At 72.1% G+C, this 18,874-nt stretch carries 20 protein-coding genes and 1 pseudogene; 14 read left to right on the top strand and 7 right to left on the bottom strand.

The features are described from left to right. Window positions 1–13: 13 nt before the first annotated feature. Window positions 14–553, bottom strand: coding sequence for a DUF5134 domain-containing protein (locus R4Z63_RS02875; protein ID WP_384444947.1), 540 nt, complete (start codon window positions 551–553; stop codon window positions 14–16). Between the two features lie 129 nt (window positions 554–682). On the opposite strand from R4Z63_RS02875, the gene R4Z63_RS02870 reads away from it, so the two are divergent. After that, on the top strand, window positions 683–1,228 hold the full coding sequence (locus R4Z63_RS02870; protein ID WP_384444945.1) for a GNAT family N-acetyltransferase: 546 nt from the start codon (window positions 683–685) through the stop codon (window positions 1,226–1,228). Between the two features lie 21 nt (window positions 1,229–1,249). Here the strand turns inward: R4Z63_RS02870 and R4Z63_RS02865 are convergent, their stop codons facing one another. Beyond that, window positions 1,250–1,942: a glycerophosphodiester phosphodiesterase gene (locus R4Z63_RS02865; RefSeq protein ID WP_037921753.1), complete on the bottom strand. Its 693-nt coding sequence runs from the start codon at window positions 1,940–1,942 to the stop codon at window positions 1,250–1,252. A gap of 191 nt (window positions 1,943–2,133) precedes the next feature. Continuing rightward, complete coding sequence (locus R4Z63_RS02860; RefSeq protein WP_384445024.1) at window positions 2,134–2,439, bottom strand: hypothetical protein; 306 nt, start codon at window positions 2,437–2,439, stop codon at window positions 2,134–2,136. On the opposite strand from R4Z63_RS02860, the pseudogene R4Z63_RS02855 reads away from it, so the two are divergent. From R4Z63_RS02855 to R4Z63_RS02835, 5 genes and pseudogenes are all read left to right on the top strand, one after another. Next, window positions 2,348–2,665: pseudogene (locus tag R4Z63_RS02855) on the top strand (alpha/beta hydrolase fold domain-containing protein); the annotation flags it as partial. The gene R4Z63_RS02860 and the pseudogene R4Z63_RS02855 overlap by 92 nt on opposite strands. A gap of 213 nt (window positions 2,666–2,878) precedes the next feature. Further along, a complete protein-coding gene (locus R4Z63_RS02850) occupies window positions 2,879–4,285 on the top strand; it encodes a DUF6421 family protein (RefSeq protein WP_384445020.1) in 1,407 nt (468 codons plus the stop codon). Window positions 4,286–4,311: 26 nt separating this feature from the next. Next, window positions 4,312–5,073 (top strand): SDR family NAD(P)-dependent oxidoreductase, encoded by a 762-nt coding sequence (locus R4Z63_RS02845; protein WP_037921756.1) that lies wholly within the window; start codon window positions 4,312–4,314, stop codon window positions 5,071–5,073. Continuing rightward, window positions 5,070–6,131, top strand: coding sequence for a threonine aldolase family protein (locus R4Z63_RS02840; RefSeq protein WP_172671329.1), 1,062 nt, complete (start codon window positions 5,070–5,072; stop codon window positions 6,129–6,131). The genes R4Z63_RS02845 and R4Z63_RS02840 overlap by 4 nt, the downstream gene beginning before the upstream one ends. A 93-nt stretch (window positions 6,132–6,224) precedes the next feature. After that, window positions 6,225–6,824 (top strand): transglutaminase-like domain-containing protein, encoded by a 600-nt coding sequence (locus tag R4Z63_RS02835; RefSeq protein ID WP_384444942.1) that lies wholly within the window; start codon window positions 6,225–6,227, stop codon window positions 6,822–6,824. A 113-nt stretch (window positions 6,825–6,937) separates the two neighbouring features. Here the strand turns inward: R4Z63_RS02835 and R4Z63_RS02830 are convergent, their stop codons facing one another. After that, on the bottom strand, window positions 6,938–7,660 hold the full coding sequence (locus tag R4Z63_RS02830) for a lysophospholipid acyltransferase family protein (RefSeq protein ID WP_037921761.1): 723 nt from the start codon (window positions 7,658–7,660) through the stop codon (window positions 6,938–6,940). A gap of 230 nt (window positions 7,661–7,890) precedes the next feature. On the opposite strand from R4Z63_RS02830, the gene R4Z63_RS02825 reads away from it, so the two are divergent. The 6 genes from R4Z63_RS02825 (at window position 7,891) to R4Z63_RS02800 (ending at window position 12,556) form a co-directional block, all read left to right on the top strand. Beyond that, a complete protein-coding gene (locus tag R4Z63_RS02825; RefSeq protein WP_063890588.1) occupies window positions 7,891–8,250 on the top strand; it encodes a TlpA family protein disulfide reductase in 360 nt (119 codons plus the stop codon). Continuing rightward, window positions 8,247–8,474, top strand: a complete 228-nt coding sequence (locus R4Z63_RS02820) for a putative leader peptide (RefSeq protein ID WP_384444939.1) — start codon at window positions 8,247–8,249, stop codon at window positions 8,472–8,474. The genes R4Z63_RS02825 and R4Z63_RS02820 overlap by 4 nt, the downstream gene beginning before the upstream one ends. A 59-nt stretch (window positions 8,475–8,533) precedes the next feature. Further along, a complete protein-coding gene (locus R4Z63_RS02815) occupies window positions 8,534–9,064 on the top strand; it encodes a flavin reductase family protein (RefSeq protein WP_384444937.1) in 531 nt (176 codons plus the stop codon). A gap of 200 nt (window positions 9,065–9,264) precedes the next feature. After that, the gene (locus R4Z63_RS02810) at window positions 9,265–10,053 is read left to right on the top strand and encodes an electron transfer flavoprotein subunit beta/FixA family protein (protein ID WP_037921766.1); all 789 of its coding nucleotides are present in this window, start codon (window positions 9,265–9,267) and stop codon (window positions 10,051–10,053) included. Between the two features lie 59 nt (window positions 10,054–10,112). Further along, on the top strand, window positions 10,113–11,075 hold the full coding sequence (locus R4Z63_RS02805; RefSeq protein ID WP_384444934.1) for an electron transfer flavoprotein subunit alpha/FixB family protein: 963 nt from the start codon (window positions 10,113–10,115) through the stop codon (window positions 11,073–11,075). A 182-nt stretch (window positions 11,076–11,257) separates the two neighbouring features. Further along, window positions 11,258–12,556 carry a DUF6986 family protein gene (locus tag R4Z63_RS02800; protein WP_384444932.1) on the top strand — a complete coding sequence of 433 codons (1,299 nt, stop codon included), beginning with the start codon at window positions 11,258–11,260 and terminating at the stop codon, window positions 12,554–12,556. An 88-nt stretch (window positions 12,557–12,644) separates the two neighbouring features. Here R4Z63_RS02800 and R4Z63_RS02795 read toward each other — a convergent pair whose 3' ends face one another. Then, window positions 12,645–13,631 (bottom strand): LacI family DNA-binding transcriptional regulator, encoded by a 987-nt coding sequence (locus R4Z63_RS02795; RefSeq protein ID WP_078556565.1) that lies wholly within the window; start codon window positions 13,629–13,631, stop codon window positions 12,645–12,647. 197 nt (window positions 13,632–13,828) lie between these two features. On the opposite strand from R4Z63_RS02795, the gene R4Z63_RS02790 reads away from it, so the two are divergent. Continuing rightward, window positions 13,829–14,866, top strand: coding sequence for an NUDIX hydrolase (locus R4Z63_RS02790; protein ID WP_384444930.1), 1,038 nt, complete (start codon window positions 13,829–13,831; stop codon window positions 14,864–14,866). A gap of 78 nt (window positions 14,867–14,944) precedes the next feature. Here R4Z63_RS02790 and R4Z63_RS02785 read toward each other — a convergent pair whose 3' ends face one another. Together R4Z63_RS02785 and R4Z63_RS02780 are read right to left on the bottom strand one after the other, a co-directional pair. Beyond that, entirely contained in the window at window positions 14,945–15,637 is a 693-nt protein-coding gene (locus R4Z63_RS02785) for an MBL fold metallo-hydrolase (protein ID WP_384444928.1), read from the bottom strand. 97 nt (window positions 15,638–15,734) lie between these two features. After that, window positions 15,735–17,099, bottom strand: a complete 1,365-nt coding sequence (locus R4Z63_RS02780) for a dipeptidase (protein WP_384444926.1) — start codon at window positions 17,097–17,099, stop codon at window positions 15,735–15,737. Between the two features lie 342 nt (window positions 17,100–17,441). Between R4Z63_RS02780 and R4Z63_RS02775 the strand changes: the two genes are divergently transcribed. Further along, window positions 17,442–18,641 (top strand): geranylgeranyl reductase family protein, encoded by a 1,200-nt coding sequence (locus R4Z63_RS02775; RefSeq protein ID WP_037922819.1) that lies wholly within the window; start codon window positions 17,442–17,444, stop codon window positions 18,639–18,641. Window positions 18,642–18,874: the final 233 nt, after the last annotated feature.

The following is an 18,874-nucleotide window of genomic DNA, read 5'->3' as shown; positions in this document are numbered from 1 at the left end:
TTGCCGGCTGTCGTCACATCGACAGCAGCATCGCCAACATCCCCATTCCCATGGCGAGTCGGCAGGCCCGGTCGAGCTCCGTGGGGGCCCCGTGCGGGGGCCCGGGAGCCGTACCGCCCCCCGTGGCCAGCCGGGTGCCGCCGAGCATCACGTAACCGGCGTAGTAGAGCAGGAGCAGCCCGGTCAGCAGCGGAGGTCCCGCCCCCCGGCCGTGCCCGTGCGTGCCCCCGGAGCCCGCCGCCGCGGCCATGTACACCATCGTCAGCGACCCCACCAGGTGGTGCAGGTGGTGGGTCGTCCCGCCCCGCAGCAGCCACAGGGCGTGCACGGCCGCGGCGCAGAAGACCGCACCCAGCACGGGCGGACGCCACGCACCGGCGGCCCCGAGCGGCACCGCCATGACCGCCATCCCGATTCCCATCACCGCCTCACCGGCTGCGTCCCCGCGCCCCCCGCATGCCCGCCGCAGGCAGTACCCGCCGCTCACCGCGCACAGCAGCACCAGCAGCCAGGCGGAAACAGAGGCGGACAGGGGCGAGGCGGATCCGTGCACGGCGGAACCTCCCGGTTCGTCGGCGTCACGGAGAGGGATGCCCTTCTCACGGGGCCCTCACGCGGGTGGGGATAGGCTCTCCCCGCCGTCCCAGGCATGTCATATGCCACCGCACCGAACGGAGCGCCCATGTCGACCGCCCAGCCCGCAGCCCTCAGCTTCCGCAGCGCCGTCGAGGCGGACGTTCCGGAACTGGTGGCGCTCGTGGAGTCCGCGTACCGCGGGGACGCCAGCCGGGCCGGCTGGACCACCGAGGCGGACTACCTGGACGGACAGCGCACCGATCCGGACGGGGTCCGCGCCGTTATCGAGAGCCGGGACGGGGTCCTGCTCGTCGTCGAGCGAGCGGGCGAGCTCGTTGCCTGCTGCCACATCGAACACCGGGGCGACCACGCGTACTTCGGCATGTTCGCTGTCCGTCCGGGGCTCCAGGGTGCCGGCCTCGGCAAGGAGATCCTCGCCGAGGCGGAGCGCCGTGCCCGCGAGACGTGGGGCGCCGGGGAGATGCGGATGACGGTGGTGAACGTACGGGAGGAGCTCATCGCCTACTACGTGCGCCGTGGCTACCGGCGCACCGGCGAGCTGAGCCCCTTCCCGTACGGCGACGAGCGCTTCGGCATCCCGCTCCGCGACGACCTCGCCTTCGAACTGCTGGTCAAGCCGCTCCAGCCGTGAACCGCCCGCCAGGGTCTCCGCTCAGGCGGTGAAGCGGCCCGTGCTGCGGATCTCCGGGAAGTCCGTGGCCACGCCGTCGAGTCCGAGCGCCCGTGCCAGCCGCAGTTGGTCGAGGGTGTTGACCGCGAGGCCCGTCATCCGCAGGCCCGCTGCGTGCGCCGCCTCCACCGCCTCCAGGGCGATCACGCGGATGTCCAGGGCGATCGCCGCCGCGCCCGCGGCCACCGCCCGGCCCACGGCGGCCTCGGCGCCCTCGACCGGGGACGGGACGAACAGGGTGGTGCGCACCCCCGGCACCCGCCGGGCGGCCTCGGTGAGCACTGCCTCGTGCGCGGAGCCGATCTCCACCCGGGAGACCAGGTCGCGGCGCAGGAGCAGGTCCGCGAGCGCGATGGCCGCGGCCCGGTCCTGGACGGACACGTGCAGCGGCGGCCGTACCGCGTCCAGCACCTCCTCGAACACCGGGATGCGCTCACCCTGGCCGGCGTCCAGACCGCGCAGCTCGGCCAGGGTCAGGTCGGCGACGGTCCCCGATCCGTCGGTGGTCCGGTCCACCTCGGGGTCGTGCACGGCGACGAGGACGCCGTCCTTGCTCAGCCTGAGGTCCAGCGCGATGGCGTCCATGCCGGCACGTTCCGCTCGGATGTACGACCGCAGGGTGTTCTCCGGTTCGACACCCATGACCCCGCGGTGACCGATGGTGAGGAAAGTCAAGGTTCTCTCGCTTCCGTCGACGGCGGCTCCCCGCGCGGTCGCGGTGTCCCTGCCGGCCGCGCGCGATGAGGTCGCATGCTAGTGCGCCGCTCGTGGATGCGGACCACGCCTGCACGGGCCCGCGGGAGCGCCACCGACCGCTTCCCGCCAGGGTTGTGCGCCCCCGCGAGGGCTTTCGCGGCCGTGCCGCGTCACCCGGGCGTGGGCGCGTCCCCGCGGGCTTGACGTGCCGCCGCACCGTGCCGCGTGGAGGATCCCCCGAGGTCGGCCAACAGGGCTTCGCCAGGCTCCAGTTCGGCGAGATGCTGCCGTTCGCTCCAGCGCAGCGCGAGGGCGGGGAGGGTCCCTTCCGGTATGCCGGCGGCCTGGTCCGTCGCCTCGCGCGCTGCGCCCGGTTCACCCCGGGTGTGCGCCGGCTCACCGACCGTCGACCGCAGCGGGGCCGGTTCGGCCGGGTGGCCGAGCCGGATTCGCAGCAGCAGCCCGTGCTTGAGCACCGGGGGTCTGCGTCCGCCCTTCCGGAGCCCGGGGCGGCCACCGCGGGGGACCGGCCTCGGCGGCCGCGGCCCGCTGGCCTCCCCAGCGCGCGCCGCCCCCGCCGTGCTGCCGCCCGCGCACCGGGTGGTCGCCGGGTGCGATCCGCTGCGGGACGACGGGCGGGTGTACCACCGCTGGCTGGCGCGCAGCGGAATCCGGTCGGTTCTGGACGTCCATCCCGGCATGTTTCACGGCTTCCCGGGGCTGGCCGCGGTACTGCCACAGGCATGTGAAGCCTTGGCGCGACTGGGCGGAGCTATCAGTTCCACCCTGACTGACGGGAAGACTTTCGGTGAATCGGGGGGTGATGCAGGATATTTTCCCGAATCTCCTCTTGAGTGGGAGAGCCTCGCACGCATACGCTGTGCGGACGTGAGGTTCTCCTGTGGAGGAAGTGACATGACGGAAACTCTTGTGCCGGGCGTCGGCGGTGCCGTGATATCCGCTGGAGCGCGGGTGGTCGACCACCCTGCGTGGCTCGAGCTCAAGGCCGCCGTGGAGGAGATCCGTCCCTGGCAGGCCGCCGACGGTTCCATCGACTTCGAGGCGGAGGGCGAGCACGCCCGCGCCACCGTCAAGGCAGCGGTCGAGCGCGTGATCGGCGCCGTCGAGGCGCTTTCCCCGCTGCTCCCGCACGCCACCGCGTACCACCAGGCGCTCGTCGCCGACCTGCGCAAGTGGGCCGCGGACGACTTCGGCGTACCGGACTTCCTCGACTCCCTGATGGCCTTCCACCCGGCCGCCGAGCGCGCCGACGGCCTGCAGCACCTCGTCGTCTTCCCGATGTACACGCAGAACGGCAACCCGGACCGCAACCTCGAGGCCGTCGTGCTGAAGATGGTGTGGCCTGAGTGGCTCTCCGAGCTGGAGCGCACCCGCTACGACAACCCGCTCTTCCTCGGTATCACCTTCGAGGACTTCACCCCGGGCTACGACACGCACTCCGCCGTGCTGTTCCCGGAGACCATCGCCGTGCGCGAGGCGCCCGAGCGCTTTACCTGGGGCGGCATCTTCTGTGACCGCGAGGCCGCCCGCTACCGCAAGGTGACCGCGGCCGCCGTCGACATCCTGGGCATCGACCTGCCCGAGGACATCGCGCGCATGGTCGACGACCAGGAACGCTGCGAGAAGGCGTTCGTCCTGTGGGACATGGTCCACGACCGCACCCACAGCCACGGCGACCTGCCGTTCGACCCCTTCATGATCAAGCAGCGCCAGCCGTTCTGGATGTACGGCCTGGAGGAGCTGCGCTGCGACCTCACCGCCTTCAAGGAGGCCGTGAAGCTGGAGTCCGAGGGCAACGAGCACGGCCGTGACGTGCAGTACGCCGTCCTCTTCGACCGGATGTTCCGCTTCCCGGTTTCCGGCGACCGCAACCGCAACTACGACGGTCTCGGCGGCCAGCTGCTCTTCGCCTACCTCCACAAGCACGACGTCGTGCGCTGGACGGACAACAAGCTGAAGATCGACTGGATGCGCGCCCCGCAGGTCACCAACCAGCTCTGCGCCGAGATCGAGGACCTCTACCGGGCCGGCATCGACCGCCCGAAGCTGGTCCACTGGTTCAAGGCCTACGAGCTCGTCTCCACCTACCTCGCCCCGCACCCGGGCTCCAAGTGGGCCAAGGGCGCCGACGCGCTCGACCTGACGCAGCCGCCGCGCAAGCTCGTCGACGACGTGCTTCCGGACGAGTTTCCGCTCAGCATGTTCTTTGAGGCGCTCGCCAAGAAGCTCAAGGGCACCATCGCCTCGACCAAGGGCATCACCGCTCTGAACGCCGAGCACGGCGAGCGGGTCGCCGCGTGAGCACTCGCCCACAGGAGGCTGTACCGATGAACGGCTCCCACAACGGCAACGGAAAGCTGCACGGAGCGGTGGTGGCGGTGGCTGGAGCCGGCGGGCCCGCCGGCCGCGCGGCCCTGCTCCGCCTCGCCGAGGCCGGCGCGGTGGTCGTCGCCTCCGACGCCGATCCGGCACGGCTCGCGGAAGCCGTCGACGCGGCACGCTACGCCCATGGCGGCGCCACCATCACCGGTGACACCGTCGACCTGCTCGACCTGGACGCCACCAAGGCGTGGGCCGAGCAGACCGAGAAGGAGTTCGGGCGGGTCGACGGACTGGTCCACCTCGTCGGCGGCTGGCGCGGCAGCAAGACCTTCACCGACGTCGACCTCGCCGACTGGGCCTTCCTGGAGAAGCTCCTCATCCGCACCGTCCAGCACACCTCGCTCGCCTTCCACGACGGACTGCTGCGCAGCGACCGCGGGCGCTACGTCCTGGTGAGCCAGTCCGGCGCGCACAAGCCGGTCGCCAACAACGCCGCGTACAACGCGGGCAAGGCGGCCGCCGAGGCGTGGACCCTCGCCATGGCGGACTCGTTCCGCAAGGCGGGGGGTGACGAGGGGCCCGGCGCGGCAGCTGCGATCCTGGTCATCAAGGCACTGGTGCACGACGCGATGCGCGCCGAGCGTCCCAATGCGAAGTTCGCGGGCTTCACCGACGTGAAGGAGCTGGCCGAGGCCATCGCCGGCGTGTGGGAGCGGCCCGCCATCGATGTGAACGGACAGCGTCTGTGGCTCACTCCGCAACCGTGAAGACCGATGCCCGCCGGCACCACGATCCGGCAGTGCGCGGCTTCGCCAGCGACAACTACGCGGGAGTCCATCCGGAGATCCTGGAGGCCCTCGCGCTCGCCAACGGAGGTCACCAGGTCTCCTACGGCGAGGACGAGTACACCGAACACCTGCAGAAGATCGTCCGCAGCCACTTCGGCCCGTACGCGGAGGCCTTCCCGGTCTTCAACGGCACCGGCGCGAACGTCACCGCCCTCCAGGCGATGACGGACCGCTGGGGTGCGGTGATCTGCGCCAAGAGCGCCCACATCAACGTGGACGAGGGCGGCGCGCCGGAGCGGATGGCCGGGCTCAAGCTGCTCGCCGTGCCCACCCCGGACGGCAAGCTCACGCCCGAGCTGATCGACGAGGAGGCCTGGGGCTTCGAGGACGAGCACCGCGCGATGCCGCAGGTGGTCTCGATCACCCAGAACACCGAGCTCGGCACGGTCTACACCCCGGACGAGATCAGGGCCATCTGCGACCACGCCCACGGCCTCGGCATGAAGGTGCACCTCGACGGCGCCCGGATAGCCAACGCCGCGGCCTCGCTCGACATGCCGATGCGCACCTTCACGAACACCGTCGGCGTCGACGTGCTGTCCTACGGCGGCACCAAGAACGGCATGATGTTCGGCGAGGCCATCGTCGTGCTCAACCCGGACGCGGCCCGGCAGATGAAGCACGTCCGCAAGATGTCGATGCAGCTCGCGTCGAAGATGCGCTTCGTTTCGGTGCAGCTGGAGGCGCTGCTCGCCAAGGACCTGTGGCTGCGCAACGCCCGCCACGCCAACGAGATGGCGCAGCGACTGGCCGCCGGCGTCCGCGAGACCGACGGCGTGGAGATCCTCTACCCGGTGCAGGCGAACGCGGTGTTCGCGCGGCTGCCGCACGAGGTGTCGCGGCGCCTGCAGAAGCGATACCGCTTCTACTTCTGGGACGAGGCTGCGGGTGACGTCCGCTGGATGTGCGGCTTCGACACCCAGGAGGAGGACGTGGACGGCTTCCTCCAGGCCCTCAAGGAGGAGCTCGCCCGCTAGGCAGGGACCGCGGAACACGTACATGCTGCATAGGTATGCCACTCACTGTAAATCCATTGATGGATGGTGGGTGGCATACCTATGCTCCGGGCCATGCAGCTGATGCAGCAGGATCCCGACGTCCTCGCCTACCTGGCTTCGGATGAAGCCGTGGACCACCGGCATCCCCGCGTGCGGGACAACGCCAAAGCCCTCTGGTCGGCCACCGGGGACGCCTACGCGTACGCGGAGGCCGCCTTCGAGTTCGTCCGCGACACCATCGCGCACTCCGCCGACTCCGGGGACCCTCGGGTCGCCTGGCGGGCCTCCGACGTGCTGGGTACGCGCAACGGCATCTGCCACGCCAAGTCCCACGCCCTGGTCGCCCTGCTGCGCGCCCAGGGGGTTCCGGCCGGGCTGTGCTACCAGCGCCTCGCCGACGACGACGGCTCCAACCCCCTCGTCCACGGGCTGATCGCGCTGCGTCTGCCCGGCAGCGGCCGCTGGAGCCGCCTCGATCCGCGCGGCAACAGGCCCGGGGTCGACGCCCGCTTCGACCTCGCCGAGGAGCGCCTGGCCTTCCCCGTCCGCCCGGAACTGGGCGAGGTCGACTACCCCGGGCTGTACGCGGCCCCGCACCCGGCCGTACTGGCGGCCCTCCAGGATTCCGCGGACCGGCAGGAACTGTGGCGGAAGCTGCCGACGGCGCTCTGAGGCGCCTCCGCGGACGGCCCCCGGGAGAGCCCGGGGGTGCGCCCGTCCCCCGCGGCGCCGAGCCCGCGGCTCCAGGGCCCTCGGACGGGGCCGCCCGGGCGCGGGAGGGGCCCTCAGCCGGCTTCGCGCACCTGCGCGGCGGTCGGCGCCGTACCGCCGAGGTGGGCCGGCAGCCACCAGGAGTCCTCGGGGCTCCGGGGCTTCTCCGGGTAGGCGCGCTGGGCGGCGTCCAGCAGTTCCTGGACGCGCTCGCGCAGCCGCCGCGTGATCGCCCCGGCGTACTGGTCGGTGGGAGCCTCGATCGGCTCGCCCACCCGCAGCGTCACCGGGATGTGGCTGCGCTTGAGGTTCTTCGGACGTCCCTTGGTCCACAGCCGCTGCGTGCCCCACAGCGCCACCGGGATCAGCGGGACGCCGGCCTCCTGCGCCATGCGGGCCGCACCCGACTTGAAGCTCTTCAGGGTGAAGGACTGGGAGATCGTCGCCTCGGGGAAGACCCCGATGATCTCACCGGAGCGCAGCGACTCCAGGGCGTGCTGGTACGCCGTCTCGCCCTGTTTGCGGTCCACCGGGATGTGCTTCATCGCGCGCATCAGCGGACCGGACACCTTGTGGCGGAACACCGACTCCTTCGCCATGAAGCGCACCAGGCGCTTCTGCGGCCGCGCCGTCAGGCCGGCGAAGATGAAGTCGAGGTAGCCGATGTGGTTCGACACCAGGACCGCACCGCCCTTGCGGGGGATGTTCTCGGTGCCCTTCATGTCGATGCGGATGTCGAGCGCGCGGAACAGCCCGTGCGCGGCGCCGATCACCGGAGGGTAGACGAGCTCAGCCATGGGGAGACCCGCTTTCTGTCTGGGGAGGTGCTCCCGGCCGGAAGTTACGGAAGCGTAGGTACGCGACCCTTGGGGATGGTGCCCCAAACGAGGGCCGCTGGCCAGTCCAGGCGTCCGCGCCCGGGGAGATTCTCGTCACGCCGGGAATTCCGCGGGGCCGCCGGGTGTCCCCATCCACGTACGAGCGTACGACGATCATGTGCGTGGACGAAGACGGTGGTGTGACGGGAGTGCGGGTGCTCGGCAGGGAAGAGGGGCGCAACGGCGCGGGCGGGGCGGTGCCCGCGCGCCTGGGCGCCGCGGAACTGGGTGCGCGACCGGGGCGCCGGGCCACCCTGGTGCAGTTCTCCAGCGCCTTCTGCCAGCCGTGTCGGGCCACGCGGCGGATCCTCGCCGAGGTGGCGGAGATGGTCGAGGGAGTCGCGCACATCGAGATCGACGCCGAAGAGCGGCTCGACCTGGTGCGGGCCCTGGGGGTCGAGAAGACCCCGACCGTGCTCGTACTCGACGCCGCCGGACGTATCGTGCGTCGGGCGGCCGGGATGCCGCGCAAGGTGGACGTGATCGCCGCCCTGGGCGCGGCCGTATGACGCGCGGTGCGGCCGGGGGTGGGAGCGGGTCGGGGCCGGGGGTGCCGGAGGCGCCGGTGCACACGCCCGCACACCGCGTGACGCGCCTGACATCTGCCCGATCCCGCTTGACTGGGTCCACGGGAGATCGCCAGGCTGGCGGTATGCGGTATGAACTCCTGCTCTACGGACGGTTCCATGTGGACCTCGTCCGATACGCGAGCGCGCTCTGTCCGGATCGCTGAACGCCCCGTCCCCGATCCCGACCGTGCCCGCGTGTCCTGCGGCAGAAGGCAGAACCCTGATGAGTGCTCCGACGGCCCCGACGGCTGCTTCCCTCCTTTCCGGCGCCGGCCGTCCCGGCTCGCCCGAGCTCCTGCGCTCCGTTTTCCGGCAGCACGCCGCCGGGGTCGCCGTGATCACCGCCCAGGACGGCGGCCGGCCGGTGGGCTTCACCGCCACCTCGCTGAACTCCGTCTCGGCGGACCCGCCGCTGCTGTCCTTCACGATCGGCACCGGGGCCTCGACCTGGCCCGCGGTGCGCGACAGCGAGCACCTCGGCGTCCACATACTTGGCGAGCACCAAAGGGAGCTGGCGGGCCTGTTCGCGCGGAGCGGAGCCGACCGTTTCGGTCAGGACACCGGCTGGGCCGTCGGCCCGCACGGGGTTCCGGTCCTGGACGGCGTGCTGGCGTGGCTGGTCTGCCGGGTGGTGGCGCGGGTGCCCGCGGGGGAGCACCGTGTGGTCATCGCCCAGGCGGTCGTGGGGGACCCGGCCGGGGAAGGCCGTCCGCTGCTGTACCACCAGGGGCGCTTCAACGCGCTGCGCGACTGAATCGTCCCTGCTGGGGCGGGTCGGGCGGCGTTGGGCAGATCACAGTTCGCCGACCTTGCGACTTGGTGGGACCCACGGTGTACTGACGAGTAACATTCCCTTCGGGGCGCGGGCCGCCCCGATCGGGATCCGCCCGACAAGGCGCCTATGCTGCCTGCATAAGGCGGTACACGAAAAGACGATGCGGTAGGAGAGCCGGCGTGAGCCTGAGGATCGTTGTCTGTGTGAAGTACGTGCCCGACGCCACTGGCGACCGGCAGTTCACCGAGGACTTGACCGTCAACCGTGACGACGTCGACGGCCTGCTGTCGGAGCTCGACGAGTACGCCGTCGAGCAGGCGCTGCAGATCTCCGAGAACTCGGACGACGACGTCGAGATCACCGTCCTGACGGTGGGCCCCGAGGACGCCAAGGACGCGCTGCGCAAGGCGCTGTCGATGGGCGCCGACAAGGCCGTCCACGTCGAGGACGACGACCTGCACGGCACGGACGTCATGGGCACCTCGCTGGTGCTCGCCAAGGCCATCGAGAAGGCCGGCTACGACCTGGTCGTCACGGGCATGGCGTCGACCGACGGCACCATGGGTGTCCTCCCGGCGATCCTGGCCGAGCGCCTGGGCGTCCCGCAGGTCACCCTGCTCTCCGAGGTCAAGGTCGAGGGCGGCACCGTGACCGGCCGCCGTGACGGCGACACCGCCAGCGAGCAGCTGGAGGCCTCCCTTCCGGCGCTCGTCTCGGTGACGGACCAGTCGGGCGAGGCCCGCTACCCGTCCTTCAAGGGCATCATGGCCGCGAAGAAGAAGCCGGTCGAGTCCTGGGACCTCGAGGACCTGGAGATCGAGGCCGACGAGGTCGGTCTCGAAGGCTCCTGGACCGCGGTCGACTCCGCCGCGCAGCGCCCGGCCCGCACCGCCGGCACGATCGTCAAGGACGAGGGCGAGGGCGGCAAGCAGCTGGCCGAGTTCCTGGCCGGCCAGAAGTTCATCTAAGGGCTTCGGCCACCCCTCGCTAGCCCCCAGACACCTCGCAATCGCAGGAGAGCAGTCCCATGGCTGAAGTTCTCGTCTACGTCGACCACGTGGACGGCGCCGTCCGCAAGCCCACCCTCGAACTGCTGACGCTGGCCCGCCGCATCGGCGAGCCCGTCGCCGTCGCCCTGGGCGCCGGTGCCGACGCCACCGCCGCGGTGCTCGCCGAGCACGGCGCGGTCAAGGTCCTCACCGCCGACGCCCCCGAGTTCACCGAGTACCTCGTCGTGCCGAAGGTGGACGCGCTCCAGGCCGCGTACGACGCCGTTTCCCCGGCCGCCGTGCTCGTCCCGTCCTCCGCCGAGGGCAAGGAGATCGCCGCGCGCCTCGCCGTGCGCATCGGCTCCGGCATCATCACGGACGCCGTGGACCTGGAGGCGGGTGACGAGGGTCCGGTCGCGACGCAGTCCGCCTTCGCGGCGTCGTTCACCACCAAGTCCCGCGTCTCCAAGGGCACCCCGGTCATCACCGTGAAGCCGAACTCGGCCGCCGTCGAGGCCGCCCCGGCCGCGGGCGCCGTCGAGGCGCTCGCCGTCACCTTCGGCGCCCTGGCCACCGGCACCAAGGTCACCGGCCGCACCCCGCGCGAATCGACCGGCCGTCCCGAGCTGACCGAGGCCGCGATCGTCGTCTCCGGCGGCCGCGGCGTCAACGGCGCCGAGAACTTCGGCATCATCGAGGAGCTCGCGGACTCCCTCGGCGCGGCCGTCGGCGCCTCGCGCGCCGCCGTCGACGCCGGTTGGTACCCGCACACCAACCAGGTCGGCCAGACCGGCAAGTCGGTCTCCCCGCAGCTCTACATCGCCTCCGGCATTTCGGGCGCGATCCAGCACCGGGCCGGCATGCAGACCTCGAAGACCATCGTGGCCATCAACAAGGACGCCGAGGCCCCGATCTTCGACCTCGTCGACTACGGCGTGGTCGGCGACCTCTTCACGGTCGTCCCGCAGCTGACCGCGGAGATCAAGGCTCGCCAGAGCTGACCGGCTGACCTGCGTTTCTCTTCGCAGCATCGCTTCTTCGGGGCCGTGTGGTGATTCTCACCACGCGGCCCCGAGTCGTTTGCCCGGGACGGCGGAGGGACCATTGACGGAGCGGAACCACGTGACTAAATTCTGCTATGCGGATCTAGGCTTCCGTGAAGCGGAAAAGAGGAGAGTGCACGATGGGTCAGCAGGAGAAGGTGGCGACGAGCCTCGCAGGCGCGGTCAGCGAGGGCATCAGCGCCTCCCTCGCGCCGGTGGACGCGGAGCTCGCGCGCCACTACCCGGGCGACCCCGGCACCCGGCAGCCCATCCACACCGTCTACGTGCCCGGTGACGTCTTCGCCGCCGACACCATCCGCTCCTGGGGCGACCAGGCCCTCGCCGCGCTCGACGAGCACGCTCCCGACGCCGCGACCTTCGCCGCGGTGCTCGGCATCTCCGACGAGCTGGCCGTACCGGTCTACGAACGCGTCCGCGCCAAGCTCCTGCGCGAGCCCGTCGAGGACCTCCGGGTCGACTTCGAGGACGGCTTCGGCGTCCGCTCCGACGAGGAGGAGGACCAGGCCGCGGCCCGTGCCGCCCGCCTCGTCTCGGAGGCCTTCGCCAACGGAACGAACGCGCCGTACATGGGCATCCGTATGAAGTGCATGGAAGCGAACGTCCGCGACCGTGGCATCCGCACCACCGACATCTTCCTCTCCGGTCTGCTGGAGCACGGCGGCCTGCCCGAGGGCCTCGTCCTGACGCTGCCGAAGGTCACCTACGCCGAGCAGGTCAGCGCCTTCGTCAAGCTGCTGGAGGCCTTCGAGGCCACCCGCGGCCTGCGCCCGGGCCGGATCGGCTTCGAGATCCAGATCGAGACCAGCCAGTCCATCCTGGCCTCCGACGGCACCGCCACGGTCGCCCGGATGATCGAGGCCGCGAAGGGCCGCGCCACCGGCCTGCACTACGGCACCTTCGACTACAGCGCCTGTGTCGGCGTCTCCGCCGCTTACCAGGCCAGCGACCACCCGGCCGCCGACCACGCGAAGGCGATCATGCAGGTCGCGGCGGCCGGTACCGGCGTGCGCGTGTCCGACGGCTCCACCAACGTGCTGCCGATCGGCACCACCGAGAAGGTCCACGAGGGCTGGAGGCTCCACTACGGGCTGACCCGCCGCGCCCTGGCCCGTGCCTACTACCAGGGCTGGGACATGCACCCGGCGCACCTGCCGACCCGCTACGCGGCCGTCTTCACCTTCTACCGCGAGGGCCTGCAGGCCGCCGCCGCGCGCCTGAAGGCGTACGTGGCCAGGATCGAGGGCGACGTGATGGACGAGCCCGCGACCGCCAAGGCCCTGGCCGGCTACCTGGTCCGCGGCCTCGACTGCGGCGCGGTGGGCCCCGACGAGGTCACCGCCCTGACCGGCCTCACCCGCGCCGAGCTCGACGCCTTCGCCATACCCCGCCGCTCGGCCACCCTGACCGCCACCGCCTGACCAGCACGGGCGCCCCGCCCCCGGACCGCTCCGGGGGCGGGGCGCCCGCGCCGCGCCGCGTGCCACGTGGGCCGGGGCCGGTGGGACGTCAGTCCGCCGGCGGGAGTTCTCCCGAGCCGCGGGGGATGAGACGGGTGGTCAGTTCCGTGCGGACCGGCGGCAGACCGGTGCCCGACAGGCGCTGGAAGAGGCGGTCCGTGGCCACCCGGCCGAGGGCCGCCGGATCCTGCGCGACCACCGTGACGCCCGGGCGCAACAGGTCCGCCAGCTCGAAGTCGTCGAAGCCGACCAGCGCCACCGGGCGTTCCAGGGGAGCCAGGACCCGTACCACGGTGACCGTCACCCGGTTGTTGCCGGCGAAGACGGCGGTCACCGGCTCCGGACCCGTGAGCATCGACCGCGCCGCCGCCGCGACCCGGCCGGGAGCCGTCGAGCCGAGCGACACCCAGGATCCGGCCACGGGGAGGCCCGCCTCCGCCATGGCGGCGTGGTAGCCGCGCAACCGCTCCGCCGCCGTGTGGATATGGGGGTGGTCACCGAGGAAGCCGATTCTGCGGTGGCCGCCCGCGATCAGGTGCGCGACACCGCCGCGCGCCCCGCCGTAGTTGTCCGACAGCACGACGTCGGTGTCGATCCCACCGGCCGGCCGGTCCACGAACACCGTGGCGACACCGGCCCGCATCTCCGGCTCCAAGTAACGGTGGTCGTTCCCGGCCGGGATCACGATCAGGCCGTCCACCCGGCGGGCGCACAGCGCGAGCGCCAACTCCCGCTCCCGGTCCGGGTCCTGCGCACTGGAGCCGTTGACGAGCAGCGCCCCGTGCGCGCGGGCGACTTCCTCAACGGCCCGGTTCAGCGGACCGTAGAAGGGATCGGCCAGGTCTTCCAGGACCAGACCTACGGTGGCGGTACGGCCCTTGCGGAGCACCCGCGCGCTGTCGTTGCGGCGGAATCCCAGGGCCTCGATGGCCTCCTGGACCCGCTTCTCCGTCTCGGGGGTGACGCCGGGCTCGCTGTTGACCACCCGGGACACCGTCTTCAGGCCGACACCCGCCCTGGCGGCCACGTCCTTCATGGTCGGCCGGCTGCCGTAGCGGGGGTCGGACGGGCGGCGGTTGTGGGGCACTGTCGCGATTCCTCCCTAGCTGCCCGGGCGGGCGCGCGGGCCGTGACCTCGAGGATAAGCACTCGGCCGATAGTGAGGTTTCCGTGACAGGGTGGGGCGGGCAAGCCACTGGGGGCTTCGGACGAGCCATGGGGAGAGGGGTAGACGTGATTGTCTGGATCAACGGTACGTTCGGCGCCGGGAAGACCAGCACGGCCCGTGAACTGACCGGAATCCTCCCGGACAGCACGCTGTTCGACCCGGAGCTCATCGGTGACGCGCTGCGGCTGCTGCTTCCGCCCAAACGGCTGGCCGAGGTGACCGACTACCAGGACCTGCCCAGCTGGCGGCGGCTGGTGGTGGAAACGGCCGCGGCGATGCTGGCCGAGGTGGGCGGGGTGCTCGTGGTCCCGATGGCGCTGCTGCACCAGGAGTACCGGGACGAGATCTTCGGCGGGCTGGCAGCCCGGCGGATACCGGTACGGCATGTGCTGCTCGCGCCTGCTGAAACGATCCTGCGCAAGCGCATCGAGACCCGCACGGAACCGGGGGCCCCCGAGGACGTGGACATCCGGGTCCGACAGTGGGCCTACGACCACATCCCCGCCTACCAGGAGGCCCTCGGTTGGCTCACCGGCGACGCGCACGTCATCGACAACGGTCCCCTGACCGTGCGGGAGACCGCCGAGCGCATCGCCGAAGCCGTCCGCTCCGAGACCGCCCGGGTCTGCGACATCGTGCAGACCCCGGAGCCCACGCGGGAGACCGTGGCGGCCGGGGTGCTGCTCTTCGACGAGCGCGACCGGGTACTGCTGGTGGATCCGACGTACAAGGCCGGCTGGGAGTTCCCGGGAGGCGTCGTGGAGGCGGGCGAGGCACCCGCCCGCGCCGGAGTACGGGAGGTCGCCGAGGAGTTGGGCCTCGTACTGGACCGGGCGCCGGGGCTCCTCGTCGTCGACTGGGAACGCCCGCAGCCCCCCGGCTACGGAGGGCTGCGCCTGCTCTTCGACGGCGGCCGCCTCCCGGAAGAAACGGCGGCTCGCCTCCGCCTGCCCGGTCCCGAACTGCGGGCCTGGCGCTTCGTGACCGAGACCGAGGCCGCGGAGCTGCTGCCACAGCACCGCTACGAACGCCTGCGCTGGGCCCTGCGCGCCCGGGAACGGGCCCGCCCCCTGTACCTGGAGGCGGGCGTCCCCACCGGCTGAGGCAGCCCCTCTTCCGCGGGCTCGGTCGGCCGCCCGCGTGCCCCGTGCCGTCGCCGCTCACTCGCCCCGGGCCGGGGCTCAGGCGGCTCCGGCCGCAGCATCGGCCAGGACGGAGGCGGTGTCCACCGTCAGGGGGTCCCCGTGGCCGAAGCAGGCGACCGACGGCGCGAGCCCGGCCAATCGCCGGAAGGACTCCACGGCCCGGCCACGGTCGACGTTGAACACCCCCAACATCGGCGGACCGACGGCGGCGATGCAGTCCCCCGCGAACAGCACGCCGTGGCGCGGCAGGTGGATGCCGATGCTGCCGTCGGTGTGGCCCGGGGCGTGCACCACGTACGCCCCGTCCCCGAACTCCAGCGCGTCCCCGTCCTCCAACTCCCGGTCGACCCGTGTGGGCGGGGCCTCAGGGACGGTCAGACCGTGCTCGTACAACGGGATCTCCCACTCCAGCAGCACCGGTTCGGGGACGGGCCGCTCACCCCGGACCACCGGAGCGTCCAGCCGGTGCGCGAACACCGACGCCCCCCAGCGGGCCGCGAGTTCACCGGCCGAGCCCACGTGGTCGCGGTGGCAGTGCGTCAGCACGATCCGCCGCAGGTGCTCGGGCAGCAGCCCGAGCGAACGTATCGCCCCCTCGATCTCCGCCGCGGATCCGGCGTGACCCGCGTCGACGAGGGTCAGCGCCTCGCCGTCCCGCCAGAGATAGGCCTGACCGATGGGGAAGCGGAGCATGTGGAGCCGGTTCGGGAGTACGTCGACAAGGTCCATGCCGTGAACGTACGGGCGCCCCGCCGCCCCGGGCAGGCGGCTTCACCATGAGCGAAGCACGCCCGGGGCGGAAACGCGGCGGCCGGCACCGCCCGGATCAGGCGCGCCTGGACTCCGCGTAGTTCACGAGGAAGAGGGCCTCGGCCACCGACAGGCGCTCCAGCTCCTCCGGCGACACGCTTTCGTTGACCGCGTGGATCTGCGCCTCCGGCTCGCTCAGCCCGATCAGCAGCATCTCCGCCCGCGGGTACAACGACGTCAGCGTGTTGCACAGCGGAATCGACCCGCCCATGCCGCTGATCTGCATCTCCTGGCCGGGGTAGGCGGCCTCCAGGGCCGTGCGCATCGACGCGTACGCCGGGCTGCCGGTGTCCGCCCGGAAAGGCTGGCCCTGCCCGACGACCTCCAGTTCGAGGCGGGCCTTCCACGGCGTGTGCGCCTCGAGATGGGCCTGGAGCAGCTTGATGGCCTGCGCGGTGTCCACGCCCGGCGGCACGCGCAGGCTGATCAGGGCGCCCGCGCTCGCGTGCACCGAGGGCGTCGCGCCGACGACCGGCGGGCAGTCGATGCCGAGGACGGTGACGGCCGGGCGGGCCCACAACCGGTCGGCGACGGTGCCCTCGCCGATCAGCTCGACACCCTCCAGGACCTTCGCGTCGGCGCGGAAGTCCGCCTCCGGGTACTGCAGGCCCTCCCACACCGCGTCCGAGGCGAGGCCGTCCACGGTCGTCGATCCGTCCGCGGCGCGCAGCGAGTCGAGCACCCGGATCAGCGCGGCCAGCGCGTCGGGCGCGGCGCCGCCGAACATGCCGGAGTGCAGGTTGCCGCCCAGCGTGTCGATCTTCACCTTGAGCAGGCACATGCCGCGCAGGGTGGCGGTCACGGTCGGCAGGCCGAGACGGAAGTTGCCCGCGTCGCCGATGACGATGGCGTCGGAGGTCAGCAGCTCGGGGTGGGCCTGCGCGTACTGCTGGAGGCCGCCCGTCCCCTGCTCCTCGGAGCCCTCGACGATGACCTTCACACCGACCGGCACACCGCCGTTGGCCTTCAGGGCGCGCAGCGCGAGCAGGTGCATGATGAACCCGCCCTTGCAGTCGGCCGCACCGCGTCCATACCAGCGGCCCTCGCGCTCGGTCAGTTCGAAGGCCGGGGAGATCCAGGCGGCGTCGTCCAACGGCGGCTGCACGTCGTAGTGGGCGTAGAGCAGGACCGTCGGCGCGCCCTCGGGGCCCGGCAGGAAGCCGTACACCGACTGGGTGCCGTCAGGGGTGTCGAGCAGCGCCACGTCCCCGAAGCCCTCGGCGCGCAGGGCGTCGGCGACCCAGTTCGCCGCGGCCTCGCTCTCGCTTTGCGGGAACTGCGCCCAATCCGCCACCGACTGGAAGGCCACCAGCTCGGTCAGCTCCCGCTTCGCGCGGGGCATCAGCGAGGCGATGGTCTCGGCGATCGGATTCTGGGACATGGGCACGCTCCTTTTGGGTGCGACGTTGTATCCGTGTACGCGTCCCGCGCAGGTGCGGGGCGTGCGTATGCCGGGTACGGCAAAAGACAGTCCCGATCCTCGCACAGCGGGGGTGGGGCGGCGTCTCGCCGTAGGATTTCCCCGGCATCGGAGCAACCGGGTGATCAGGAGCAGCAACACATCGTGAGCAGCGACGACGACGTACGCGACGCAGGTGCGGAGCAAGGCGCAGGCATGGGCGCGGACGCGGACGCGGACGCAGGCGCAGGCGTGGGCACGAGCAAGGGCGCGGGCCCGGCCGGGCAGGGGGCGGACGACGAGGTGGCCGGGGGATCCGGCGAGGTGTGGGACGTGGTCGTGGTGGGCGCGGGGCCGGCCGGTTCCTCGGCCGCGTACGCGGCAGCCACGGCGGGGCGCCGCGTCCTGCTGCTGGAGAAGGCCGTACTGCCCCGGTACAAGACGTGCGGCGGGGGCATCATCGGCCCCTCGCGCGACGCGCTCCCGCCGGGCTTCGTCCTGCCCCTCAAGGACCGTATCCACGCGGTCACCTTCTCGATGGACGGCAAGCTGGCCCGCACCCGGCGCTCGAAGCACATGCTGTTCGGGCTCATCAACCGGCCCGAGTTCGACGCCGGCCTGGTCGCGGAGGCGGAGAAGGCGGGCGCCACCGTCCGTACGGGAACCGCCGTGACCCGCGTGGAGCAGCACGGGGCGGCCGTGCCCGACCGGCGGACCGTCGCGGTGGTGCTGGCCGACGGGGAGACCGTCCTGGCGCGTGCCGTGGTCGGTGCGGACGGCAGCGCGAGCCGGATCGGCGCGCACGTGGGTGTCGAGATGGACCAGGTGGACCTCGGCCTGGAGGCAGAGATCCCCGTCCCCGCGACGGTGGCGGAGGACTGGAAGGGACGGGTGCTGATCGACTGGGGCCCGCTGCCCGGCAGTTACGGCTGGGTCTTCCCCAAGGGGGACACCCTCACCGTCGGGGTGATCTCGGCCAAGGGCGAAGGGGCCGCGACCAAGCGGTACCTGGACGACTTCATCGCCCGGCTCGGACTCGCCGGCTTCGAACCGGCCGTCTCCTCCGGGCATCTGACCCGGTGTCGCAAGCCGGACTCGCCGCTCTCCCGCGGTCGGGTCCTGGTGGCCGGTGACGCGGCCGGACTGTTGGAGCCGTGGACCCGTGAGGGCATCTCCTTCGCGCTGCGCTCGGGGCGGCTCGCGGGGGAGTGGGCCGTGAAGATCGCCGAGGCGCAGGACGCGGTGGACGCCCGCCGCCAGGCCCTCAACTACGCCTTCGCGGTGAAGGCGGGGCTGGGGGCAGAGATGGGGGTCGGCAAGCGGATGCTGACCGTCTTCGAGGCCCGGCCGGGGTTGCTGCACGCTGCGATCACCGGGTTCCGTCCGGCGTGGCGGGCCTTCGCCCGCATCACGCGCGGCGCCACGACCCTGGCCGACATGGTGCGTACCTCTCCGCTGGCGCGCAGGGCCCTACACGCGCTGGACGCGCGGCAGGCAGCGGCCCGGACCGGCAACCGCGCGTAGGCCCGGTCTGCCCGCGGATTCCGCCGGCGGACGGTGCCGGGCACCAGGTGCGCCGTCCGGCCGGCGTTGCGCCCGCCGGGTGGCGCGTCCCGCGTGTGGCGCGGGCCTGGGGGCCGGCGCCGCACGGTGCTTCCCCCGGCCCTGCGGGGCATGGCGTCCGGATCCGGGCGGACATGCCCCGGGCCGGGCGCCGGATCCGGGGGTGGGAGAGCAGTCGTTGCCGGGCTGAGGGC

The organism is Streptomyces sp. PL-29, assembly GCF_058344425.1.
This window is presented reverse-complemented; position numbering and strand designations above follow the sequence as displayed.